This window comes from Ruegeria sp. 6PALISEP08 (assembly GCF_001238295.1).
In the GTDB taxonomy this organism is placed as follows: domain Bacteria; phylum Pseudomonadota; class Alphaproteobacteria; order Rhodobacterales; family Rhodobacteraceae; genus Ruegeria.
Map to the genome: position 1 here is coordinate 1 of NZ_LGXZ01000021.1, position 23,384 is coordinate 23,384.

The window sequence follows — 23,384 nt, forward strand, 5'->3', positions numbered from 1 at the left end:
AACAAAGGCGGCTGCGGTCGCGAGCCTGGTTTTTTGCACGGCCACTGCCGCGTTTGCACAGGATACCCTACCGCAAACGCTGTTCACCAACGTCCATGTCTTTGACGGAGTAAATGAGGCGCGGATCGAGAACGCCAGCGTTCTGGTTGAAGGCAACTTGATCAAAGAAGTGTCCACCCAAGCAATTGACGCGCCTGGCGCGGCGGTTGTGGATGGAGGTGGTCGCACATTGATGCCGGGGCTGATCGACAGTCACGTCCACCTGAACCTGACCGGTCTGTTCACAAGCTTTGGTGGCGCGGAATATGCGAATTGGGACGGCGTTGGCGCGATGGCGGTCGCAAACGCGCGTGATTACCTTATGGATGGGTACACAACGGTTCGCGATGCCTGTGGCCAAGGCGATGCGATGAAAAAGCTGATCGATCAGAATATCCTTGTAGGGCCACGGATTTACCCGAGCGGCGCGTGCATCGGCCCACAATCTGGTCACACGGACTGGCGCAGCCCTCGTGCCCGGGCTGAAGGTGGCCCCGTCGCACAGGTGGAAGAACTCAATCTCGCGGTCGTTGCAGACGGCGTAGACGAAATCAGAACGGCCGCGCGCCGGAACCTCAGCTATGGGGCCACGCAAATCAAGCTAACCGTCGGCGGCGGAGTTTCCTCGGAATTGGACCCGCTTTGGTCCGTTGGATACAGCGTGGAAGAAATAAAGGCAGCGGTCGACGTTGCTGCTTTTTTTGACACTTATGCTTTCACGCATGCCTACACGGACGAAACTGTCCAAATGGCACTGGATGCGGGCGTCAAGGTCATTGAACACGGCCAGATGGTCACAGAAGAAACCGTGAAGCGCATGGCTGATGAAGGGATATTCTGGTCCCTCAATACCGCCGGGTTCTCACCAATCCTGTTTGAGCACCCCAACTTTGCACCAGGTACGCCAGCAGGCATCAAGCTTGCGGTTGCACATGACCAAAGCAAGGATCTCATCGCGCTTGTCAAGAAGTACAAACCTAAGGTCGTGCACAACGTTGATACAGTACTGTCAACGCTCGATCAGGGCCGTGCCCATCGCGATTTCGAAAAGTACCAGTTTGCCGATTGGTTCGGCAATTATGCTATGCTGGTCTCCGCTACGTCGACCGCGGGCGAACTGGCACAGCTGACTGGCCAACGTAATCCTTATCCAGAGCAGTTGGGGGTGATCCAGGCAGGAGCCTATGCCGATATCCTGATCGTCGATGGCAACCCGCTTGAAGATCTTTCTGTCTTGGGGGCCCAACCGAAATGGTTTGACGCGGAACCGCGTGAAGAAGGTTTCGACACCATCCGTGTCATCATGAAGGACGGCAAATTCTACAAGAATACGCTGGAATAAAAGGAAAGTGGGGTGGTCTATCTTTGATAACCCACACTTCAGCCAAGAAACCTTCCCTGAAAGGAAAGACTGTGAAACATCTCAGCCTTGGCGTCTTTATGGCGATCTGTGGTTCAATTGCCGCAGCTGAAGACGCCGAAAGCATGCGTACGTTTTTGTTCATTGGCACGTCCAATAGCACCGCTTGGGAATTGCAGATCGCCAATCCGGGGGATCGCGCAGCCTCGGTGAAGGGTGGGATCGAAGCGCTCGGTGGAGAGCTTTTGAGCTATTACTGGGGACTTGGGAACGGGAAGAACTACATCACCGTCTCCCTGCCAGATGACCCTACCTTTATCCAAGCCTTCTATGTCAGCCGCCTCGGCGACGGCTTGTTGGATGACTACCAGATGATCGAATTGATGAGCAGCGCCGAAATGGCTGTGGCGCTGGAACGTGTTCCCGAAATCAAAGCTGTGGATGACGTAAAGTGATTGGAAGTTTGTCGCACCAGAGATCGTATCTTCCACCACGACCGACCCTTGCCACTGCATTATTGAGCGCCTTTGCACTATTTGGCGGTGCTGCTGACGCACAGGAAAACGCTGGACAGGCCAAACTGGAGGCCGCAGCCCAGGTTTCGTTGGGTGGTCCGGGATCAGCCAGCGCACAGCAGGAGCAAGACAGGTTGCGCAGACTTGAAGACTCACGATGGCCAGGTTTGGACCGTGCCATTGATCCAGCCGAGACCGCTTTGGGTCGATTTCGGGAAAACACCGGATTGGCGCTCAGCTTTGACTATCAGGCGCTATACCAGCGCAGCTCTCACAGCCTGACCGGGCAGGACGAATCTGCATCCGGTCAGCTTAGGATGATCGGGACGTGGGAATTGGCAAACCGGGGTGGCGAAAACCCGGGTAGCCTTGTCTTTATTCTGGAGAACCGACACCGGTTGGGCCAGTCCATTGCACCCTCCGGACTGCCTGCGCAAATTGGATATCAAGGGGCAACCGCGGTCACGTTTGGGGACACAAACACGACCTTGTCGGTAGCTTACTGGCAACAAGCCTTCGCAAACAGACGCGGAGGAGTGGTGGTGGGTCGGATTGATCCGGGCGACTACTCTGACATTCTGGGTTACGTGAACCCACGAACGACCTTTTCGAACTATTCAATCCTGTTTAGCCCCGTACTGCCAATCCCAGATCCAGGCTTTGGCGTCACCGTCGGCGGCTATCTGACGGATCAGATTTACGCGTTAGGGGTAGTTAGCGATGCCAATGGGTCTCTCACAGACATCGAGTGGTTTTCCGGGGGTAGCGAATTCTACAAATACGCCGAGATCGGCTGGACGCCCGAAAAATCAAAACGATTTCTTACGAATGTTCATTTGGGGATGTTTCACACAGATGCGCGCCAACAAGGAGGCGTTCCGGAAACATATGGAGCCACACTTTCTGCCAACCATACATTTGACAACCAACTGATGATCTTCGGACGGCTGGGATGGTCCAATGGCGGGGGTGCGCTGGCCACGCGTGCTATCAACGCAGGCTTGATGTGGCGACCTGGCACCTATGATGATCTCTTTGGCATAGCGGCCACTGTTGCCGACCTGACGTCACCAGGATTGCCCAATCAAACGACACTTGAAGCTTTCTACCGTCTGGACCTGGCTGACAATCTGGCGCTGACGGCAGACGTGCAATACCTGAAAAATCCCGGATCAAACTCGAACGACCCGCTGGTTTTAGGATTAAGACTGAGGGTCAATCTTTGATGCATGCCGGGTAACAAATTCCGTTCGGGCTTAATTTTGGCCAGAATGGCGGGGGCGGCAAGTGAGTGGGTCGCCCCCAACTTTTTCATAGTGGCAGACCTTTTCGGTCGCCTTATGATCTCTTCAGTCTTTATGTGGGAGCTTTAGTGTCATGGCGCGATACATCTACGGTTTGGTTATTTTGCTTTTTGCTGCGGCGGTATCGACGTCAAACGCTGTTCCAGCGTACGCACAGAACGCGGCGAGTGAACAGGAACCTGTTGAGGTACAGCAAGAAGATCTCTTAACTCAGGTTGCCGACAAATCGATTTCCGCTGGCGACCTGGAGATACTGCTTGTTCCGCTGACGACTGACGAGCTTTCGGAAATTGCTGTTGCCTGGCAAGACCATGTCCGCAACCAACTCGAAGAAATTGCCCGTATCAATCTTAGCCTTCAGGCCGGGAACGAAGCGCAAGAAGATGACCTGAGATCACAACTGTCTTTAATAAACGATACCGGCACCGTAATTTTGGATAATTACACTCTGGTCTTGGATGAATGGGCCCTAAAGGGTGCTGCAGAAGAAGATCTGAAACCGCATACAGATTATCTCTTAGCGCTCAAAACTGGCGTTCTTAAAACAACGGATTTTCAGACGCTATTTAATAACGCTCTCCAATGGTTGGTTTCCTGGGAAGGAGGTGCTGGTCTTTTATTGGCTGGGTTGGGTGTTTTGGCTGCTGTTTGGGTCATGATGTTTGTCGCCAAAATGGTGCGTCGTTTAACTGAGCGCGGCCTTGAAAAGATACCTACAATTTCGCGGATGCTTAAGAAATTCATTGCGACCGCAGTGTTTTGGGCGGTCTTTATTCTCGGTATTCTGGTTGTGCTTGCCTTGTTTGGTGTGAACGTCACTCCTTTGTTTGCAATATTTGGTGGTTTGTCTTTCATTCTTGGCTTTGCGCTTCAGGAAACGCTGGGCAATCTCGCTAGCGGTCTGATGATCATGGTTTTAAAGCCATTCGATACCGGGGACTATATTCAGGTTGGCGGGTCATCTGGTTTTGTTGACGAGATGTCGGTCGTTTCGACAAAAATCCGAACCTTCGACAACCAGATCATCATTGTGCCGAATAGTAAGATCTGGGGTGACGTAATCACAAATGTCAACGCATCTGATGAGCGTCGCGTCGATCTGGTTTTTGGTATCGCGTATTCAGACAATGCTGCTCACGCAATCGATGTGCTGAAGGAATTAGTCGCAAGGCACGAATTATGCCTGAAATCGCCTGATCCAGAAATATTTGTTGGTGAGCTTGGCGACAATTCAGTCAATATCTTTTGTCGACCGTGGTCCAAGTCTGATGACTATTGGACTGTCTATTGGGACCTCACAGGACAAGCCAAGGAGCGGTTTGACCAAGAGGGAATATCAATACCGTTCCCGCAGCGCGATGTTCACCTGATCCCAGTGGAAGGAGCAAAGGCATGAGAGCATTAGTAATATGGGTGATGTCCTTTCTGCTTCTTTGCAGTGTAGCCTCGGCCCAGTCAGAAGAAATACTGCTGCCACAGCAGGAGCGAGAAGATCCCGAATTCATAGCACCGGTTATTGTCGATGGGGATGAACTTTTTGTCGTCCGCGGATCCAGCGCATTGCCCGCAACGGACAGGGCCACAAAGATTGAAGAAAGAATTGCTCAGGTCGCGGATAAATCAGAGAGCAAAACGGTCGACATCCAAATCTCTCGGGCTGAATTTGGACAACTCGTACGCGTCGACGGCCATATGGTCACTATTACCACTCAGGCTGACGCAGACCACGAACAGATGGACATTGAAGTTCTGGCCGGGCTGCAAGCAGATGCCATCGAAAATGCCATATTAAAGTACCGGGAAGCGCGATCCAACGAAGGCCGCGTTGACAGCGCGCTGGCCGCTGTAGCTTGGACAGCAATATTTGCACTGGTGTCATACTTCTTCTTTGCTAAACGGAAGAAGTTTCTAGGCTACGTCAGAAACAACTTGGAAAAGAGAGCGGAAAGCGTTGAGGAAGCTACAAAGTCAATACTACGAAGTAGAGCAATCGCGTCTATCATCGTTTATTCAATTCATGCTCTGATGTGGGTGCTGTTTCTGTTCTTTTTCTACTACTACCTGTCCTTGGTATTGCTGTCGTTCGCGGAAACCCAGGCCATTGCTCAAGTTCTTCTTAAGTACGTCAGTGAGCCATTGATAAATGTTGTGCTGGCTGTCGTTGGGTACATCCCAAATCTGATCATGCTGGTAATTATTGCAACCTTATGTCGATTTGCGATCCGTGGCCTAGACCTGTTCTTTGAAAACCTGGAAAACGGTGCATTCGAAATCAAAGATTTCGAGGCGCATTGGATCGCGCCGACGAACATGCTGTTCAGGGCTTTGGTCATCGTGATCGCACTGGTGTTCGCTTACCCATACATTCCGGGCTCAGGTTCCCGGGCGTTTCAAGGCCTGACAATTCTTGCCGGTATCATGGTCTCGTTGGGATCCAACACAGTTGTATCGAACATGATGGCAGGTCTTTTTGTCATCTATCGGCGCAGCACGAATGTTGGTGATCGAATAATGGTCGGAGACAAGATAGGGGACGTGACCGAAATCAAGCTCATGGAAACACTTATCAAGTCCATCAAAAATGAAATGATCAGTATTCCAAATGCCCAGTTGTTGAACTCAGAGGTCGTGAACTATTCGCGAAAAGTCGATGGTCGAGGCCTTGTCGTTCACACAACGGTCGGGATCGGGTACGAGGAGCCGCCAAAAAAAATTACAGCAATGTTGATAGAGGCGGCTCATCGCACACAGGGATTGAGAAAAAGCCCGGAACCTTTTGTGCTTTGGACACAGTTGGCCGACTACGCAATCAATTACGAAATCAACGCATACACGTCTCGGGGATCGAGTTTGCCTAAGATTCTGTCTGATCTACACCAAAACATCGTGGAAGTGTTCAACGAGAACGGTACGCAAATAATGACACCGTCCTACATGGCTGACCCGCCAAGTCCTAAGATTCCCACTGAGGAATGGGATGGAAAGCTTGCTCAAATAGCGGAGTAAAAAAATATTACTTCCACTCTGGATCCACTTAACTCCGTCACTGCGGTTCGATGGATTAGTTTGATTGATCCAGAGCAATGGGTAAGATCAACGACGTAGTCTTAAAAACGTTTTGGGGTGTCAGATGAGCAGAGGGTTGCTGACCGCAATAGTAGTGCTTTTCGCGGGTGCCGCTCTTGCCGCTGGTATGGAGCGGTGGGGCGAGTCCGGCGACTGGACAATTTTAATCGATCCTGAGAAAGGAAATGGCTGTCTCGCTTGGAAGCCATTCGAAGGCGACATGACAGTTGAGATTGGCGTCGCACCAAATCAGGCTGGCGGCTTCTTCGCCGCTTATAATCCGATCTGGGTTCAGATTGAGGACGGGTCGACCGGCATCGTGAACTTCGATTTTGGTGACGCAAAGTTTGAAGGCGAAGCCGTAGGTGTTTTTAAGAATGGCGTCCCCGGGGGGTATGCCTTTTTCGACAACCCTGCGTTTGTAACCGAATTCGGCAAGCGCCAAAGCGTCACGATAATTGGTGAAAGTGGAGCCGAAGTAGAACTTGATCTGAGTGGGTCTTCGAAAGCCATCGAGGCCGTTTTGACATGTCAGGCAGAACAGCCGGAACCACTCAAGAACTAGGTCGTGACCGACTATTGCAGTTGATTGATGTCTGGCACGCACGGTTGCCTGTCTGCTGGCATCGCATCAGCGCCTTCCGGAGCCTTGTTTCTGGATCCGCCCACATCCAACTTGAACTTCGGTGACGAAAGTTGGCCAGTCACATCAAACGGCCACGCGCTACGGGATAACGGTTTGCCAACTCGACGTGGTTCCGCCCTGATCGCAATAGTATCTTTGACCCAATCCACTTGGCCTTTGGCCACCAATTGAACAGAACCCGTTTCAACCACGATAGAATCTGAGCTTACCCGGCCGACTTCGATCTTAATTGGTGCCACAACGCATGTTATGTCCGTGTAACCTTGACGGAGTTCCTCTGAGAACAGCCAAGGGAAAATACCAAGCCCTGCCAACTCCAGAAGGCTGGTGCTGACATAGCCTTGTGACATTGACAAAGAAGCATTGCCGCGCATGGAATTCACAAACGCTTTGCCCGACGCGGTATTGCCTGAAACGTTGAACTCACCACTCAAACGCCCATAGGCATCTATCCCGATACCCAGTTCATCGAGAATCTCTCCGAATTCCCATCCCGAGGTTGACCCCGACACGGAGAGCCAATCAGGTGAGTCAATCAGATCCATCACTGCCCGTAGGCTGAAGTTTCCACCGCCATATGCCATCTGGAGCGGGCCAAAATCTACGGTCCCTTCTTTTGCAGACAATTGGCTGGAAACAGAAGTTACGCCTTGTTGGCCAACAATTTCCTTAAAGTCGATCTGTACCTCGACGTCAGCCTCTCTCAGTACGCGCTGCACATCCAGAAGATCGGCAGGCTTTCCTTTCTCCTTTGGTAAAACCAGGGGCTGTACGTTGGTTTCTTTCGGTAGAACTAAGGGCTGTACGTCGGTTTCAGGATCTTTTGAAGCGTCGCCTACCAAGTTTTTAAGCTGGTCCAGCGTAGCGGTCAGGTTTTTTAGATCGTCTAAATCGAGCCTTTTACTCGCAACGTTTCCGCGAACTACAGAAGCGCCCTCGGGAAATTTTGCATCCAAAGCGGCCAGAAGGTGTGACGAACCGGCTGCAAACTCAATTGAGGCAGTGAAGTCCTCGCCCTGCTTCGACGTCTCTGCATCGACGGCAAGTGCGCCAATCTCGACAGGTTGTAACTTGAGCGCAGTCAGAAAACTGGCTCCGTCGCTGACATCCAGTTCCACGTCAAAATCAAGGCCTGACAGCCCTTTCAATTCGCTGACCGATAGCGCGAGGTCAAGCGCCCAAAGATCTGTGCCATAAGTGGTTGCGTTAAACCTGTTGAGCGAAACAGGCCCTCCTTCATTGGACAAGCTGAAGTCGGCATTTATGCCACCGAGCTGATCGACAAAATCTTCATCCATATTTGGCAAAATCAATTTGGCTGGCCCGTTGAGAGTGCCTTCGAAGGTCACGTCCTGAAGTTGAAGCAGGTCGAGAATTTCGCCGTCGGCCTTTAGAATTGGGTCCTCAATGGGTCCGGCCTGTAAGGCGATGCCCAGCATGGCAAGCCGACCATCGGGCATTCGGCGAATGCGTTCGATAGAGGCTGGCCCGATCACGTCCAGGCCTTGGTCAAATGCGTTAGTTTGGAACAGAAGTTTCTCGAACTCGAAAGACGAAAGTGATCCCACCATGTGCATTTCAAAGGCTGTAAACTTCAGCTCTTGGAAACTCTTTGCTGCGTTCGGCGGCTGCCCCTCAGGATACAGCCGAGCGTCAAATAACAGATCAACGCCCTGGGCAGTGTAGAGGTTTTCCATCGATCCTTCTGCTGTAAGTCGCTGTCCGTCCTCAAGGTTTACACTGGTCGTGAAAGTCTCGATTTTCAGAGCGTCCTGAGAAACAAGCTCTGCTTGCAGCTGGCCATTCCCTTCCAGAACGCGCTCCAGCCCAATGACTTCAAGAAAGTCACCGAACTCACCAGTGTCCATCTGCAAGACGGCACGATAGCCGCCACCCTCGCTTTCCGAAAATGGTTCACCGTCATAGCTTACCGTCATTTCGCCAAAATTGGCGTGCGTCGTAAACGGTGCACTATGAGGATAGTCACCCTCGATTTCGAAACTTTGGCCGTTGACGGAACCTGTCCCCGAGACCTTTGTTCTTTGACCTTGGTCTACCTGTTCCAGAGCGAGAGACTGGAGGTCAAACACGAACGAAAAGCCAGATGTTTGATCATCAATGTTCAAACCAATGGATGTGAAACTTACATTCTTGTCGCTCAGAAATGAGAGGATCCCGCTACCTTCTGAGTCACTCTCATTGGACCCGCCTGTCTCAGCTATATCTTCTTGATTGTCCTCTTCCGTGGCGTTTTCGGGTTCAGGATTTGGCGTCGGTCGGCCTTTTCGCCAACTTGTAGTGCCGTCAGCAGCTGTAAGGAAATTCGCCTGGAGACCGTCAACGACGAGGTTATCAAAGTGCAGACGCCGATTGGCCAAAGCAGCAACATCCAATTCCAGTTCCAGAAGGTTCAATTCTGCAAGAGATGTTTCCGGCATAGTTTGGCTCGGGATAACCACACCACCGACGTAAATGTGGGTAATGCGACCAAGCGCGATACTTACATCGTCATTGACCACAATCGGTTGTCCGATTTGTTCTGAAAGGACTTTTTCGACCAGGTCACGTCGCATCCCCGAGAATAGCGGAGCAGCAAGTAGCAACCAAACAAATGCGATTGTTGCAAACACAAGTAGTACGACAATCCCAATTGTTCTAAACAGCCAAGTCCTCATGCATCCCCCTGTCGTCGCCTACGCCGTTTTGTCTATCTTTAATTCGGCGTTTGCCAAACTACTGGACAAGTTGGGCACATAATTCGGTTCTCTCGCGCCGTGCACTTCGTGCTCATCGGTCCAAAGCTGCCAGGATACGAGCATCCCGCTCGTATGGGTCCTCGCGGAAATGAACGACCCCGTCTTCGACCCACGCTGTCCAGTATGTTAAAAGAACTGGCATTGGCTCAGGTAGATCAACGCGCGTTGTCTTCCCGCTATCCAGAATGGACTGCATCTTCTGTCGGCTCCAATCTGGCTCTCCCTCCATCAGAAGGCTCGCGAACTCGAACGGATACTCAAGGCGAACGCAGCCGGAACTGAGATTTCTCTCGTTTCGGTCAAAAAGGGTTTTGTCGTTTGTGTCGTGCAAGTATACAGCGTATTTGTTTGGAAACATGAACTTAACCAAACCCAGTGCATTGTCCGGGCCCGGTTGCTGAACCAGGGTCACGCCGGGGTTCTTCGCCCCCCAGTTTACAGCGTTTGGGGGGATTGTCTGGCCATCCTTGTTCCGAACGACATAGTTGTTGCGTGTCAGATAGGCTGGATCCTTGCGGATGCGCGAAAGTTTGTCTTTGCGAAAAATCGAGGCGGGAACGGTCCAGGTGGGATTGAATTCCATGTACTTGATTTCGTCTCGGAACACCGGGGTCTTTCGATAGGCTGACCCTGTGATTGATCTAGTGGTCCAAAGCGTGCCATCCGATGTGACCAAATATGTGCGGGCTCCTGCAATGTTCACCAGCACGAATTCGTCGTCGACTTCCCGCATAAGCCAGCGGCCGCGTTCCAAGCTGAGACGCAGCTTGTTTATGCGATCTGCCACCGGTTTGTTGAGCGATGCGAACGTCTTCCCGCCAATGACCCCATCGGCTTCCAATCCATGCCGACTCTGAAAAGATTTGACTAATTTCACCAAGCTATCGTCGTAAACCCAAGCTGGGTTTGTGCCGTTTTCGCCATCTTCAGAAGAACTGCTTGTTTCAACGTAGCCTTCTGCCGCCAGCCTTTCGCGCAGCTTAGCGACGGCAGGATCTACCATTTCTGGTTTAAGAACGGTTTCATCCGGAACATTGGTCCAACCGCCCTGTAAAGCAATGGCCCTATACTTACTCAGTGCTTCGACAAGCATCGTATACTGCGCATTGTCGATATCGATGCGTTCGATTAACGCGCTAAAACCTTCACCTTGAAGAAACTGATTCAGGACAACGGCTGGGTCTTGTTGAATTACCGGTTTTGAGAAGTTCCAATCGTCGTCCAGTGCATTTGGGTCAACTTTCCCGAACACCAAATGATGAACCAGTTTCACGGCAGCGTCAGTTGCCAGAATATCGAACAATGCTTGATTAGAGACATCCCCACTTTGGGCGGCCTTAAATGCGGCTTGAAGTTCCGCTAAGTCAAAGTCTTCTGGTCTGAAACCCTGTTCTATTGCACTATCCAACTCATCAAAGAGTTCGTCCGACAATACATCGCGTGCCCACGCAGGAGTGAAGTCCCTCTCTTCGTAAAAACGCGGCACTAGGATTTCAGCATCTAAGCTCTTGCTGTCAGGTAGCGTGTTACTCACGTCCAACTTGGCACCGAGTAGAGAAGCAATCTGCTCTGAGATTTCGTTTGCGACACTTGGGTTGGGGAATATTGTTACCAATGCAGTTAGCGAAATCGCGACTAACGACTTAACGTGACCCACCAATACCTCCTGCGGCTTCGCTCCACATGCTATCTCTATGTGGGAGGATACTCATACATAATGTATAATCAAATCGTAATTTATGATTTTAGTATGGCCATTTGATTAGAGGGTTCGAGAGCCGTGTGGATATGCAGGGGATCGGCGCTGAACGTCCAAACGATGATGTGGACGAGGCGGCCCTGTTGAATCTAATGTCATTACAGTATCGACGGAGTTGGGCGGGTTATGGCGACATTTGTTTTGGTCCATGGAGCGTGGCAAGGGGGATGGTGCTGGGCGCGCGTAGCCGCGCTTCTGCGCAGGGAGGGCCACGACGTTTTCACCCCGACACTGACAGGGTTGGGTGAACGTGCTCACCTCGTGAGTGACGAAACCGATCTGGCCATGCATATCGAGGATGTCCTGGGGGTGATCACGTGCGAAGAACTCTCCGACATTGTTTTGTGCGGTCATAGCTATGGCGGCATGGTTGTCACCGGAGTCGCGGATAGAGCGCCCGACCAAATTCGCTCACTTGTGTACCTCGATGCGCTCGTGCCGGGCGATGGGCAGGCTGCCTTGGACGTTTTGCCTGCGGATATCGCGGCAGGGCTTCGTGATAGTGCCGTCGATGGTAAAGTCGCGCCGGGCCCAGCGGAGGCTTTTTCGGTGAATGGAGCAGACTGTGCGTGGGTGGACCGCCGAACTGTCGCGCAACCACTCAAGACATTTGAGCAACCGATTCAACTGGTGAGCGGCGGAGCAAAGGTGTTAAAGCTGACCTACATCTATGCCACCGGCTGGGTCCCAGGGCTTGGCCAACCGTTTTTCGAGCGATATCAGCATCAGCCGGGGTGGACGGCGATTTCGGTGCCATTCGGTCACTACGTGATGATCGATAGGCCTGACGACTTGGCCCGAATGCTAATGTCCGCAATTTGAAGGTGGCCACCGGTTCCTGCACGAGCGCGTGGACCGCGAAATTACCCGAGTAGGAATAGTTATTGCATCCATCCCGATTGTCCTGCTTCAACCAGCGCTTCGGGCGAGATGCGCCGCAGCTCCACATGTGATTCCGCGTCTCGACTGATCAGCTGGCATTGATCTCGATGCACCATCTTCGGTCGTCTCATTGGGCCCTTCTTCTGACATTCCCCTTTGTATCTGACGCTCTCGGGCAATTGGCTAACTTTGCATAATACTTCATCGCCCTAGGTAAGCCAGTTCTCTGGCGTGCGAGCGCATCTTCCGGAGAGGCTCTAATATTGCAAACAACCTCGTCCTTCCGTGCAAGTAGTTTGCAACTGCGCAGAAAGACGAGAGCTCAGCACCGATGCTCCTCATTGCTCGTTTTGTTGGGTGTCATCTGGCTACACATCCTGCTCATTGTCAGACGTTGCTTCAATCTCCCGAACTGCCAACCCGGCGATTTTTCGAACCAGATACCAAACGCTGCTGCGGCGTGTGTGCCCCTTGATCCAGCCGGTCACATCCTTGGCAGGGATATCGAGATGCGATGTTTCTTCTTCAAAAACTCGGACCTTGTAGTCAGAGATGTCAGAGAGCCCGGACATGTTTCCTACACGGGCCTCTGCGATTGGAGTAAGTGCCCTGATCTTGCTATTCTTGCCGGAGGCAGAAAACGCAGGGGAGACACGAATTTACCAGATGCTGTACGACGTATGAGTGACCAAAACCCAATACTAAGCTGCCATCAGACCACCAGCTTCGCCTGCGATATCGACTATGCAGTCATCGCCGGTCTGAATGCGAATTGCCGGGCTTTCCCCTCCGAGTTCCAATTTGGGTGAGGTTAACCAGAACGCGCATTGCCACGGGGTCATTTCACGTGGCAGGGCTTTCAACACTTTTTCCATCAAAGGAAGCGGGGTTCCATCCTCAGCAAACTGGAAAGATGGATAGGCGTTGGCCCCTTTGTAAGGCAAAGAAAGTACCTTCCCGGTTCTTGTCCAGATGTCGGCTATCCGCGTGATCTGCCAAGAGCCCTTCTGCCATTGTGCGTGCACGCCGGCATCGTCCAGCAACGGATACTCACGCGCAAAATCATCCATCCGGATGTCATTGACGGCGCAACAATGCCCCTCGAAATTATGCAAATACATCTACTTACTCACTGAACTCACTAACAACTCATGAAACGATACTGCCAAAAAATCGTTCTAGCCAAAGTTAAGAAGTTCACATTGGGCAAACTTAACTTCAGCTAACCTCGCTTTTTTAACCTAGCGCGCTGAAATTATTGTTGGTTTGCTTACAATGGCCCGCCGTACTGATGCTCGTAAAACCAGTTCTGAATTCGTGGCTTTGTTACTCATTGGGGTGGTAATCCTCACAAGCTGAGGGCATTGGCCATGGATCTACCGAACCAATCTCTGGTTTGTGAGGGATCAACAACAACGCATTGGACAAAGCCACAAGTCACTCTGTCCAATGTTGGAAACTAGTACTGAGGTTGGACTCTCTTTGCTACGATCTCGATCCTCTTCTTCTGACACTCTCGCAAAAAGACAAAAGGTCCCGATCCTAAGACTGGTGTGACACCAAGCGGGATGGGGAGGTTTTGCATTTCTACCGACCTAAATTCCTTTCTCTGTTCACAATGCGGACTGACCATTCCAAAAATTCTCTACCGCCACCTTGAATTTCTGGACCGACCATTCCACATCTTGCTCATGAGCAAAGAAACTCACGCAGTTGGCGACATCAAATCACCCGCAGGCCCGGGTAGGCCGCGCGCCTTTGACGAAGCTGAGGCTTTGGAAAAAGCCTTGTGCGTTTTTTGGCACAAGGGCTACGAGACCGCATCTGTGGATGATCTGACCAAGGCCATGGGTTTGAGCCGGTCCAGCTTCTATGGAACGTTCGGCAACAAGCAGGCTTTGTTTCACAAAGCTCTCAGGCACTATTCAAGGCGTGGTCTTAAAAATCTGCGTGACGTTGCAGATGCGGGCGGAAATGACCCCGTTGGTGCGATAATGGAAGCTTTGGCGAACCCACAAGGTGGTCGTGACGGCTGCATGCTGATCAATTGCCTTACGGAGCTTGCTCCGCATGATGATGAAGTGGCGGCTCTCGGGCGGCAGCATTTGGAGAGTATTGACGAGATTATTGCAAGAGCGCTTGAGCCTTCGGATCCGGGACAGGTACTCGACAAGGCACGCGCCTATGCCTCCCTTGCAATTGGCACGCTAGCCTTGCGTAAGGCGGGCGTTCCCGATGAGCAGATATCGCAAACCCTGAAACAAGCCCGGTTGGTGATTTCGCCATAAGGCCCCCGCCACCATAAGGAAATGAAACCTGACACAAACTCAAACAAGAGACAGTGACCCTAATATTGGACCGATTGGTCCAATAATATCTGAACGAAGTTTACCAAAGAAGGAAGCAGCAATGGCTGATGAAAAACTGTTCTCCGGCATCAAAGCTGGTGCAATCGAGCTGAAAAACCGCATTGTCATGGCACCACTGACCCGCAACCGGGCAAGAGCCGAGGATGACAGCGTCCATGAATTGCAGGCCAAGTACTACGCGCAGCGGGCAGGTGCTGGATTGATCATCACGGAAGCATCGCAAATCTCGCCCCAAGGAAAAGGCTATGCCTGGACGCCCGGCATTTATTCCGAAGCACAGATCGACGGCTGGAAAAAAGTGACTGAGGCCGTCCATGCCAAGGACGGGAAGATCGTAATCCAGCTTTGGCATGTGGGCCGGATTTCGCATACCAGTTTGCAGCACGATGGTGGCGCCCCTGTTGCACCATCCGCAATTGGCGCTAAGGCCAAGACGTTTGATGGTGAGCAGTTTGTTGAAACATCTGAACCGCGGGCTCTGACCATCGATGAAATTTCTGGCATCGTTGCCGACTACCGGAGGGCCGCAGAAAACGCCAAAGAGGCCGGTTTCGACGGTGTCGAGGTCCACGCAGCCAACGGATACCTTATCGATCAATTCCTGCGGGACGAATCCAACAAGCGTGAAGACGAATATGGCGGAGCAGTCGAGAATAGAGCACGGTTCCTGAAAGAGGTCATGGACGTGGTTGTCGATGTCTGGGGCGCCGACCGCGTTGGTGTCCGCCTCAGCCCATTCTCGGACGCCAACAACATCTCCGACAGCGACCCGCAGGCGACATTCACCCATGCGGTCAATTTGCTGAATGGCTATGGGCTGGCCTATCTCCATCTTGTGGAGGGACAGACCGGCGGCCCGCGCGATATTCCGGAAGGTGGCGATCTGAAGGCGCTCTATGAATTGTTTGACGGTGCGAAAATGGGCAACAACGCTTACGACCGAGACATGGCGATTGAAGCGGTTGATACCGGCGCCGTCGATCTGGTGGCCTTTGGCCGGCCGTTTATTTCCAACCCGGATCTTGTCAACCGGCTGGAGAAAGACGCCGCACTGAATGAGCTCGATCCAGCCACTCTCTACGGCGGAAATGAAAAAGGGTACATCGACTACCCGGCACTGGACGAGGAAGCTGTTGCCGCAGAGTAATGCATCGCTCTTAACCCTGTAGTGACAGGCAATACCAAGCAAAGTGAGCGCGCCAGTTTTGGACGCGCTCACCTAGCGGTTAAGGCTATACGGGCGCGATCATGAGGCCCGCCTAGATGTAAGCGAGATTGATTTCTACTGAAGGTCGCCCAAGCGAGGTGCTGAAATGCTTCAGAGTGAAATCCCTTTCAGTCTAGTCGTGTCCCCAAGTAGGGAGACAAGCCGTCAAAGTATTTCCCAACAAACCTAAAGCTGGGACCCAATTGGTAAAATACTTAGGAAACCGGAAACTATGTGATCCCAGGCTGATCCTGTCGGTTCGGATTGATATTCAAGGACGTTGCCATCATCATCTCTTGTCGTCCATTTAAGCTGACCAGCTTGCTCGAGTGTCACGTTATATGTGTATGCGGGTAGCACGTCGTCCAAGGCACCCATGGTCTGTGCAGTCAATGCTGGCGAGTCAATCAGAATTCCCATCTCGGTGTTGATGTTGACAGATCGTGGGTCCCAGTTGAACGACCCTACGAACAAGTACCGGTCATCAACTGCAAATGCTTTGGAGTGCAGGCCTGACCTTGATTGAGCCCAGTTAATACCGCGGCGTTGGACCTGATAGGCGTCGGGTCGCAGCTCATAGAGTTCTACTCCACCGCGTAAAAGTGCTCGGCGTTTCTTGGCGTAGTGCGCGTAAACGGGTGCGACGTCGTTAGATGCAAGCGAATTGGTTACGACCTTTACGTCGACCCCGCGGTTCTCCAGTTCTGTCAGCCATTTCACACCGTTGTTGCGCGGCACGAAATAGGCGGACACGATATTCACCTCACTGCTGGCATTCTCAAAATATGGAAGCAACTGAGATGCCAGGACGGGGTCTGAATTCTCTAGACCCGCGGCTTTTGAAGGCGGATCAGCATAAAGTTTCGCAGGCAGCCAATCCAGTGACAGGGCTCCATCTGCGAAGTTCTCTTTTGCTGACTTTCTGAGGGCTGCGCCGTACTGCGTTTGCTTCGCTTCCTCGACGAGTTCATTTAACCTGCTTCGTGCATCGCTAAGGTCAAATTCTTCGGGTTCTCCAACGACCACGTTGGCCGGGACGGCGAACTCACTGTTCCAGTAAGTGTCAAAGCTACGTGACACCTCGCGTACAACGGGGCCTGCGGCCAGCACGTCTAGATCAGCGTAGTTCATTTCTTCCCGCGCCAGAAAATACTCGGCACCGATGTTTCTCCCACCGACAATCGTGAACACGTTGTCTGCCGTCATGGACTTGTTGTGCATTCTGCGATTGATGCGTTTGAAATCTGTCAGACCCGCGATCAGAAGGCTCTGATCTCGCCAGAACGGATTGAACAGCCTAATTTCAATATTCTTGTGATCGTCCAATGCGGCCGTCATCGCGTCATAGCTAGACGTATCCATGTCATCCAGCAACAATCGGACACGAACACCCCGATCGGCTGCCTGCAAAAGACTGGCCGCAAAAAGGTGACCCGTGGGGTCGTTGTGCAGAAGGTAGTATTGCGCGTCTATCGTTTGCTCGGCCGCAGCGGCCATCAGCAGCCGTGAAACGAGCGCTTCTTCTCCATCACTGATCAGCTTGATGCCTGATCGTCCGTCTTTGGGGTCCCCAAGGCGATTGGCCGCCTGACCCAAAGCTGTGCCCGAATTTACCGGTAGCGCAGCCGATACCGTCTTTTCATATGTGCGGGTTTTTGGAGCGCAAGCGACAAGAAACATCGCACAACAAACACTAACCACGAACTTCAATTGCGCCATAGGCTTCCTCCAACCCCATGCCTTAGGTGACTACGCACAAGCATACGATTGCAAGTTTCTTCTAAGGAGCTTGAGGTTGTTTCGTTTGTTAGTGTTGATTTCGCAAATCCGACAAACGCCATGTTGTCCGTTCGCGAATTTTTCGCAAACCCAGTTCAAACGTACCCGGCACAACCCAAATGCATCGAACCACACCGTTCGCAACCAGTTTCCGCGTTCTAAGTCTCTCTGTTCTGATAATGTGATGCTCTCTGGTTTAAGGAGTGTAAGTACTCTTTGTATTGACCTGTCGCGATACTGTCCCACTATTCTGAAGCAAATTTTAGGAGCATCCTGAGTGTTTGCGAGGACCATAGCCTTACTGATCTGCGCCGTGTCTTCCCCGGCCATTGCATTGCAGCTCAGCGAAACCGGGCGCTACGAACTAAATCAACCCGCAAGTCTCGATTACGACCCAACCTTTTGTGGGTTGTGGATCGCGAATCAAGGGCCCGAGGCAGTTCTTGTCACATTGCAAGGCGATGAATTGAGACGCATATCCAGCGATCTCTTCCGGATCAAAGCAATTGCTGTTGAAGGGGATCACTTGTTGCTGGGAGATGGTCTTGGCAGGCTTCAACGAGTTACCAAGGACGGAGAGCCTTTAGGAGCGCCCTTTGAACTGGAAGGTGGATTTGCTGACACGGAAGGGATCGCGATCAATGCTATGGGGCAGATCGTGACCGTAGAAGACGACCCCGAACAATTGTCCTGGTTCCCTTCAGAGGGTGCCCTCACGGCGAGGTTGGATACCATGAAACTCTCTCCTCCGTTAAGCGAGGCGCAGGGCATCGCGATTGATCCACGCACCGACCACATGTTGATTGTTGATGACTGGGAAGGGTCAAACAGCCTGTATGAGTTCACGGCTGATGGCCAACTGCTCGCCCAGAAAAGCTTGTTGGAGTTCGGAACCGATCCGGAAGGCATCGCTATCAGGCCGGGATCAAGCCAACTGTTCGTGGCGTTCGACAGCGGAGCGAAGATTGTTACGTTCGACTACACACCCACCTTGCCTGAAGGATTAACGCCGCTGCCCTCGGGCGCAGATTGTATGATATTCTAGGTGTTTAGTGACCTTCGAACGCCAACGATGATCAAGCGAGGAAACGGGGCCATCAAACACAAGTGCTGAGTTACGCGCTGCGTTGGCTAATTCTGTAAGGTAGGAAGCCAGTGCCGCAGAGGTCTGCTCGCCCTCGCTGAGCACATCATGAACCTTGGCCTTTGGGTTGGCCTTGAGCTTAACCTCGGTTTGTGGCGAGCCAAATTTGCCTCCGGAGCGCGCGACCTCGACGCAAACACGGTTACCTGCTAGCGCGACAATCTCTTGTTGAAACCGGTCGCGCATGCCCGGCGTAATCAGATTGTCGGCAATCTCGTTTCCAAGCCGTGTGATTGCCGCCGTGGCTGTATTTCGCAAGCTGTTTTCAATTCGCGTAACGGCAGGACATTCTACAAACCAAATCGAACTACCCGAAGAGCGAGCCAGTGCTGCGCAGCCGTTATCGGCTATGCAGCAGACTGCTCACAATGCGCCTTCGTCGCCAAGGAACTCGATACCAGCTGTCGCGCCATCACTGTAAGCAATGCAATTCCAAGGAGCACGATCCTCGCCAACGCCGACTGTGACCTGTGTTCCCGCCTCGCTAAACGCGGATGAGAGCACCACGACTTGCGAATTGTTCGTCGTGTTAGCTACATCTCGCAAACACGCCTGCTGAGCCGGCGTGAGCTCGGCGGACGCGCTTGATGTACTCGTGTCGTCGCAGGCCGCAAGCAGTGCGAAACATGTCGCGCCTGCAATCATCACCGTCTTGTTAGTCATTTTCTTCTCCCTCTGGTTCCCTTGAAATTAGTGAAATTGGATGCGCTTGTTTGAAGCTCCCGCGTCTGTGCAGCCAATTGAACATACCTTGATCCTGAGACTACCTTTCCCAAAACTTCCCGCGGGGCGCTTGGTCGGCGGGACGATATTTCGTTGACTATCGGGGCCGACAATAACGTGTGAAGGCCGAATGACGTCACTAGCAAATGCTAGAGCAAATTCTGGACAGAGGGCGAGTACGTTAAGTCTAAGCATCGCGTCCTCCCAGCGCTCAATCATTGTAAAGTGCCTTCCCACCGCCAGCACTCACTCCAGCAGTCTGAAGGGCTCGGCACAGCGAGCAGCAACGACAACAACGGAGGTATAATAAAGTTGTGTCGAATTCGCATGTTTGAATCTAATTTTTAATAAATCAATATTTTTTCCGCGCGTAAATTTCTCTACGCTCTCGTACGATAGGCCTCTGCGTTCAAACAAAAAGTAAGTGGGAGCTGCGAGTGTGTTCCCCTGAGCGGCGAAGCGATTTGAGGCCGCACAGAAACAATAAAGGGATTGAAAGATGGGATTTGGTGAAGCCGTTAAGACGTGTTTCTCGAAATACTTCCAGTTCTCCGGTCGGGCTATACGCTCAGAATACTGGTGGTTCTTCTTGTTTGTGGTTCTCGTGAGTGCCGCTTTAGCTGTGCTGGACACAATCATATTCGGGACCGATCCCGAAACAGGACAGGGATCTCGGGTTCTGTCCTCTGTTTTCCAACTGGCCGTTCTCATACCAATGGTGGCCGCCGGTTGGCGGAGGTTACATGATACAGGGCGACCTGGCTGGTATTTGCTGCTGCCGATGGCGCTCAGCATTACAACGCTTTTTGTTATGCTGGGTGGGGTGGCGTTCTTCTCGGTATTGGAGCAAGGGACGGAAAACCCCGATGCATTGCGAGGACCCGCGGCAGTCCTGGGCGTGACCGGGATTGTTGTTGTCTCAATTCTTCAATTGGTTCTGTCTGTCCTGATGATCTGGTGGCTGACGCGACCTTCCCAAGAAGGCGCAAACGAATACGGCGAACCTGTTTCCTAACCTGGTTGCCTGGGCGGCGGGCCGGAATCTCTGCTGAATGACTGCGCGAAACGTAACACCATGGAGAGAAAAAATGAGGTTCAAAACGATTTCCATTGGAGCGTTGATGATGGCAATGGCGACCACAGCATCGGCGGAGTGGTCGTTCAACTCCGGGCCTAATCCCAATGCATTTATTCAGACCGGAAACATGACGCTGGAACTTCAGTGTGACCGTATCCGCTTTGCTCCGGCTGGATATGAGGACAGCCAGGACATTGTGCAGAAGCAAGGGCTTTCCATTCGGTTTTTGAAGAACGGCACCACCGAAGTTGGGGCATATCAGGTTGGCGCAGAAAACGCTGCCGTGCAGATCGTCGACAACTATCCCGTCGAGGTCAGTTTCAATAGTCAGCAGGACTATGGTTTTGTACTGGACCAGCTTGCGGCCAATGCATCGGTTAATCTGTCGATGATTGATCAAGATGTCAGCTATGGAATCTTTGACTTGAAAGGTTCCGGCGCGGCAATTCGGTCCCTTCGTTCCGCCTGCGAGTCAGGTGCTAGCCAGGGGGCCTCCTACGAAGCGCCCGAAGGCATTGTCTATTGTGGTGGCGGAGCGATAAAACGCCAGATCGAATATGTAATTCTGGACAATCCAGAGGGAGAGTGGGACGCACGAGTAACGGTCAACGGCGAGTCGATCAGAGCCATGACGGCCTACAGTTACTTCGGAAACTCTGTGCCGCCCGCCGGATTTGTCGTCGCCCTGCTTGGGGAGGACAGGTCCGAGTTTCTGATTTTTAGCGAGGGCTCGGCGAACTGGCTGGAGTACGGGGACTACAGGTATGATCAATGCAATTGATGCAGCCTTCCAACCGGCTTCCAAAATAGTGCGCCAGTTGAAAGGTTTGGTTTCCGGGATTGTGCTTGTTTCGGTTCTAATTTGAAATTCACCAGCTTTTCGCGGCTGACGTTTCGCAACTTCCCACCGGTTTGCGGGCAAAGGTTGATCTGGCGGCACAGGCCTGCGCAGAGTTCAACAACGGTCAGTTTGACTTGGATTGGGGCGCGGTTGAAAGGGTGGATCTCGACGGGGATCTACAACGCGACTGGGTTCTGAATGAGTCTGGTTTTGCGTGTTCGAGCGCCGCTTCTCTTTACAGCGGCACTGGCGGATACATGTCGCACTTTTGGGTTAGTGAAAAGGCGCACTGCTTGCTAAACCAAGGCTGGACGGTCATTGACTTTGGGCGTCAACGTATTGTCCTAGCGGACGTCCATGGATCCAGTTGTGACGGAGTAAACGGAAGTGTAGAAAAACCGGCCCGATTGCATCTAACGTTTTTTGAAAAGACAGCAGCAAAGGCAGTTCTTGCGGATGTTTGGAAAACTATTGAAAGTAATTGCCGGGCTGGTTGTTCTGGGCGGTCTGGGGCTGGTCGGCTATCTTCTGATTGCGCCACCTGACCTGTTGAAGGTCGGCACGAACTACTCTGCAAAAATCGTTTGTTCGAACGTCTTTATTGCCGGGCGCGATCCACAAGAGGTGCTGTCGGTGGATGTGCAAGCCCCGGGGCATCCGTTGCTCAAACAGGTCTCGATCGACGTTGACCGAGAAGCGCAAACAGTTCAGGCGCGGCTGTTTCGGTTCTTTGCCCCCGCGACATCGCAGTTCCGCGAAGGGCTGGGCTGCACAAATGTTCATGATGCGGCCTTGAGTGATCAGTCGCTTGTTGCACCCACCCGTTCAGCTGTGGGCCTTTGGCCAGAAGGCAACGATGTTGCCCTGTCACAGGACCAACAGATTCAGACCGTCATGTCCGACAAGAGTTTGCTGGGCGAAGGTTACCGCGCCGTAGTCGTGGTTCGAAACGGGCGCATTGTTGCAGAAAATTATGCCGACGGGTTCGACGCGCAAACGCCTTTGCTGGGTTGGTCTATGACCAAGACAGTCACGGCTGGGCTGATCGGTACATTGATTGAAGCCGGTCGGATGAACCTATCGGATAACCTGGTCGACAGCTTTCCGGATTGGGCCGAGGACACCCGCCGGGACATTACCGTGGCCGATATGTTGTCGATGACCAGCGGATTGCAATGGGATGAGGAATATGGCGATGTCTCGGACGTGACGCGGATGCTGTATCTCAGCAATGATATGGCTGGCTTTGCAGCGGATCGGGCACCCGAAGCCAAAGCGGGTACGGATTTCAATTACTCCTCGGGGACAACCACAATTCTGTCGCGGGTGTGGCAGGATCACTTGCCTGATGGTGGGCTGGTATATCCGCAGACCGCGTTGTTTGAGCCGCTGGGTATGACCTCGGCGATCCTTGAAACGGATGTCAGCGACACGTTCATCGGGTCCAGCTATTTGTATGCAACAGCCCGTGACTGGGCCAAGTTTGGTCAACTTTTGTTGCAAAAGGGGGTTTGGGACAATGCCCGGATCTTGCCCGAAGGGTTTGTGGACTGGATGGTTGAGCCGGTTGCTGCATCAGACGGGCGCTATGCCAAGGGGCATCTTTGGCTGGAGCCTCCGGGAGATTTCCCGCCCTTTGAAGACGCGTATTGGCTGCAGGGGCACGATGGTCAGTTCATCGGTGTTTTCCCGTCTCATGATATGGTCGTTCTTCGGATGGGGTTAACCCCATCTCGGTTGGGCTACTCCTCTTTGCCGTTGGCGCAGGCGTTGATTTCAGCTTTTGGGGACGATCCGACTTAGCAGACCACTTTTTCCTGGTCCCGTACCGGCCAGATCCACCGGGATCTGGGCAGGTTTGAAATCGGCTCAGGACACCGGGTCGCAGGTGGAAGACTTGCATGAGCTGTACTTTT

20 protein-coding genes are annotated in these 23,384 nt (G+C 52.5%); 13 read left to right on the plus strand and 7 right to left on the minus strand.

Going from position 1 to position 23,384, the window contains the following annotated elements; genetic code table 11:
* The 6 genes from ALB80_RS20620 to ALB80_RS20645 form a co-directional block, all read left to right on the plus strand.
* Positions 1–1,381 (plus strand): amidohydrolase family protein (locus tag ALB80_RS20620; protein ID WP_050605989.1); only part of this gene is annotated, 1,381 nt, incomplete at its 5' end.
* Between the two features lie 71 nt (positions 1,382–1,452).
* Positions 1,453–1,854, plus strand: coding sequence for a hypothetical protein (locus ALB80_RS20625; RefSeq protein WP_157054296.1), 402 nt, complete (start codon positions 1,453–1,455; stop codon positions 1,852–1,854).
* Positions 1,855–1,916: 62 nt separating this feature from the next.
* A complete protein-coding gene (locus ALB80_RS20630; RefSeq protein WP_050605991.1) occupies positions 1,917–3,140 on the plus strand; it encodes a carbohydrate porin in 1,224 nt (407 codons plus the stop codon).
* Positions 3,141–3,291: 151 nt separating this feature from the next.
* Positions 3,292–4,614, plus strand: coding sequence for a mechanosensitive ion channel family protein (locus ALB80_RS20635; RefSeq protein ID WP_050605992.1), 1,323 nt, complete (start codon positions 3,292–3,294; stop codon positions 4,612–4,614).
* Entirely contained in the window at positions 4,611–6,224 is a 1,614-nt protein-coding gene (locus ALB80_RS20640; protein ID WP_253276940.1) for a mechanosensitive ion channel family protein, read from the plus strand. Before ALB80_RS20635 ends, ALB80_RS20640 begins: the two co-directional genes overlap by 4 nt.
* Positions 6,225–6,348: 124 nt before the next feature.
* Entirely contained in the window at positions 6,349–6,849 is a 501-nt protein-coding gene (locus tag ALB80_RS20645) for a hypothetical protein (protein ID WP_083445409.1), read from the plus strand.
* A gap of 11 nt (positions 6,850–6,860) precedes the next feature.
* Here ALB80_RS20645 and ALB80_RS20650 read toward each other — a convergent pair whose 3' ends face one another.
* Both ALB80_RS20650 and ALB80_RS20655 read right to left on the minus strand, forming a co-directional pair.
* Positions 6,861–9,605, minus strand: a complete 2,745-nt coding sequence (locus ALB80_RS20650) for an AsmA-like C-terminal region-containing protein (RefSeq protein ID WP_083445410.1) — start codon at positions 9,603–9,605, stop codon at positions 6,861–6,863.
* A 112-nt stretch (positions 9,606–9,717) separates the two neighbouring features.
* Positions 9,718–11,343, minus strand: coding sequence for a murein L,D-transpeptidase (locus ALB80_RS20655; protein ID WP_253276941.1), 1,626 nt, complete (start codon positions 11,341–11,343; stop codon positions 9,718–9,720).
* Positions 11,344–11,571: 228 nt separating this feature from the next.
* Here ALB80_RS20655 and ALB80_RS20660 point away from each other — a divergent pair, with 228 nt between their 5' ends.
* The gene (locus ALB80_RS20660; RefSeq protein ID WP_050605996.1) at positions 11,572–12,267 is read left to right on the plus strand and encodes an alpha/beta fold hydrolase; all 696 of its coding nucleotides are present in this window, start codon (positions 11,572–11,574) and stop codon (positions 12,265–12,267) included.
* A 59-nt stretch (positions 12,268–12,326) separates the two neighbouring features.
* Here the strand turns inward: ALB80_RS20660 and ALB80_RS22845 are convergent, their stop codons facing one another.
* The 3 genes from ALB80_RS22845 to ALB80_RS20670 all read right to left on the minus strand — a co-directional run bounded on the left by ALB80_RS22845 (position 12,327) and on the right by ALB80_RS20670 (position 13,448).
* Positions 12,327–12,458: a hypothetical protein gene (locus ALB80_RS22845; protein WP_256364033.1), complete on the minus strand. Its 132-nt coding sequence runs from the start codon at positions 12,456–12,458 to the stop codon at positions 12,327–12,329.
* Positions 12,459–12,695: 237 nt separating this feature from the next.
* Positions 12,696–12,899 (minus strand): hypothetical protein, encoded by a 204-nt coding sequence (locus ALB80_RS20665; protein ID WP_050605997.1) that lies wholly within the window; start codon positions 12,897–12,899, stop codon positions 12,696–12,698.
* 129 nt (positions 12,900–13,028) lie between these two features.
* Positions 13,029–13,448: a hypothetical protein gene (locus tag ALB80_RS20670; protein WP_050605998.1), complete on the minus strand. Its 420-nt coding sequence runs from the start codon at positions 13,446–13,448 to the stop codon at positions 13,029–13,031.
* A gap of 432 nt (positions 13,449–13,880) precedes the next feature.
* On the opposite strand from ALB80_RS20670, the gene ALB80_RS20675 reads away from it, so the two are divergent.
* Both ALB80_RS20675 and ALB80_RS20680 read left to right on the plus strand, forming a co-directional pair.
* A complete protein-coding gene (locus ALB80_RS20675; protein ID WP_253276942.1) occupies positions 13,881–14,615 on the plus strand; it encodes a TetR/AcrR family transcriptional regulator in 735 nt (244 codons plus the stop codon).
* Between the two features lie 121 nt (positions 14,616–14,736).
* Positions 14,737–15,843 (plus strand): alkene reductase, encoded by a 1,107-nt coding sequence (locus ALB80_RS20680; RefSeq protein WP_050606000.1) that lies wholly within the window; start codon positions 14,737–14,739, stop codon positions 15,841–15,843.
* A gap of 246 nt (positions 15,844–16,089) precedes the next feature.
* Here the strand turns inward: ALB80_RS20680 and ALB80_RS20685 are convergent, their stop codons facing one another.
* Positions 16,090–17,622 carry a phospholipase D family protein gene (locus ALB80_RS20685; RefSeq protein WP_050606001.1) on the minus strand — a complete coding sequence of 511 codons (1,533 nt, stop codon included), beginning with the start codon at positions 17,620–17,622 and terminating at the stop codon, positions 16,090–16,092.
* A 373-nt stretch (positions 17,623–17,995) separates the two neighbouring features.
* Here ALB80_RS20685 and ALB80_RS20690 point away from each other — a divergent pair, with 373 nt between their 5' ends.
* The gene (locus ALB80_RS20690) at positions 17,996–18,727 is read left to right on the plus strand and encodes a hypothetical protein (protein WP_253276943.1); all 732 of its coding nucleotides are present in this window, start codon (positions 17,996–17,998) and stop codon (positions 18,725–18,727) included.
* Between the two features lie 462 nt (positions 18,728–19,189).
* On the opposite strand, the gene ALB80_RS20695 is transcribed toward ALB80_RS20690, so the two are convergent.
* Entirely contained in the window at positions 19,190–19,489 is a 300-nt protein-coding gene (locus ALB80_RS20695) for a hypothetical protein (RefSeq protein ID WP_050606003.1), read from the minus strand.
* Between the two features lie 559 nt (positions 19,490–20,048).
* On the opposite strand from ALB80_RS20695, the gene ALB80_RS20700 reads away from it, so the two are divergent.
* The 3 genes from ALB80_RS20700 to ALB80_RS20710 all read left to right on the plus strand — a co-directional run bounded on the left by ALB80_RS20700 (position 20,049) and on the right by ALB80_RS20710 (position 23,271).
* Positions 20,049–20,564, plus strand: a complete 516-nt coding sequence (locus tag ALB80_RS20700) for a DUF805 domain-containing protein (RefSeq protein ID WP_050606004.1) — start codon at positions 20,049–20,051, stop codon at positions 20,562–20,564.
* A gap of 73 nt (positions 20,565–20,637) precedes the next feature.
* Positions 20,638–21,408 carry a hypothetical protein gene (locus ALB80_RS20705; RefSeq protein ID WP_050606005.1) on the plus strand — a complete coding sequence of 257 codons (771 nt, stop codon included), beginning with the start codon at positions 20,638–20,640 and terminating at the stop codon, positions 21,406–21,408.
* Between the two features lie 516 nt (positions 21,409–21,924).
* Complete coding sequence (locus ALB80_RS20710; RefSeq protein WP_050606006.1) at positions 21,925–23,271, plus strand: serine hydrolase; 1,347 nt, start codon at positions 21,925–21,927, stop codon at positions 23,269–23,271.
* The last annotated feature ends 113 nt before the right edge of the window (positions 23,272–23,384 follow it).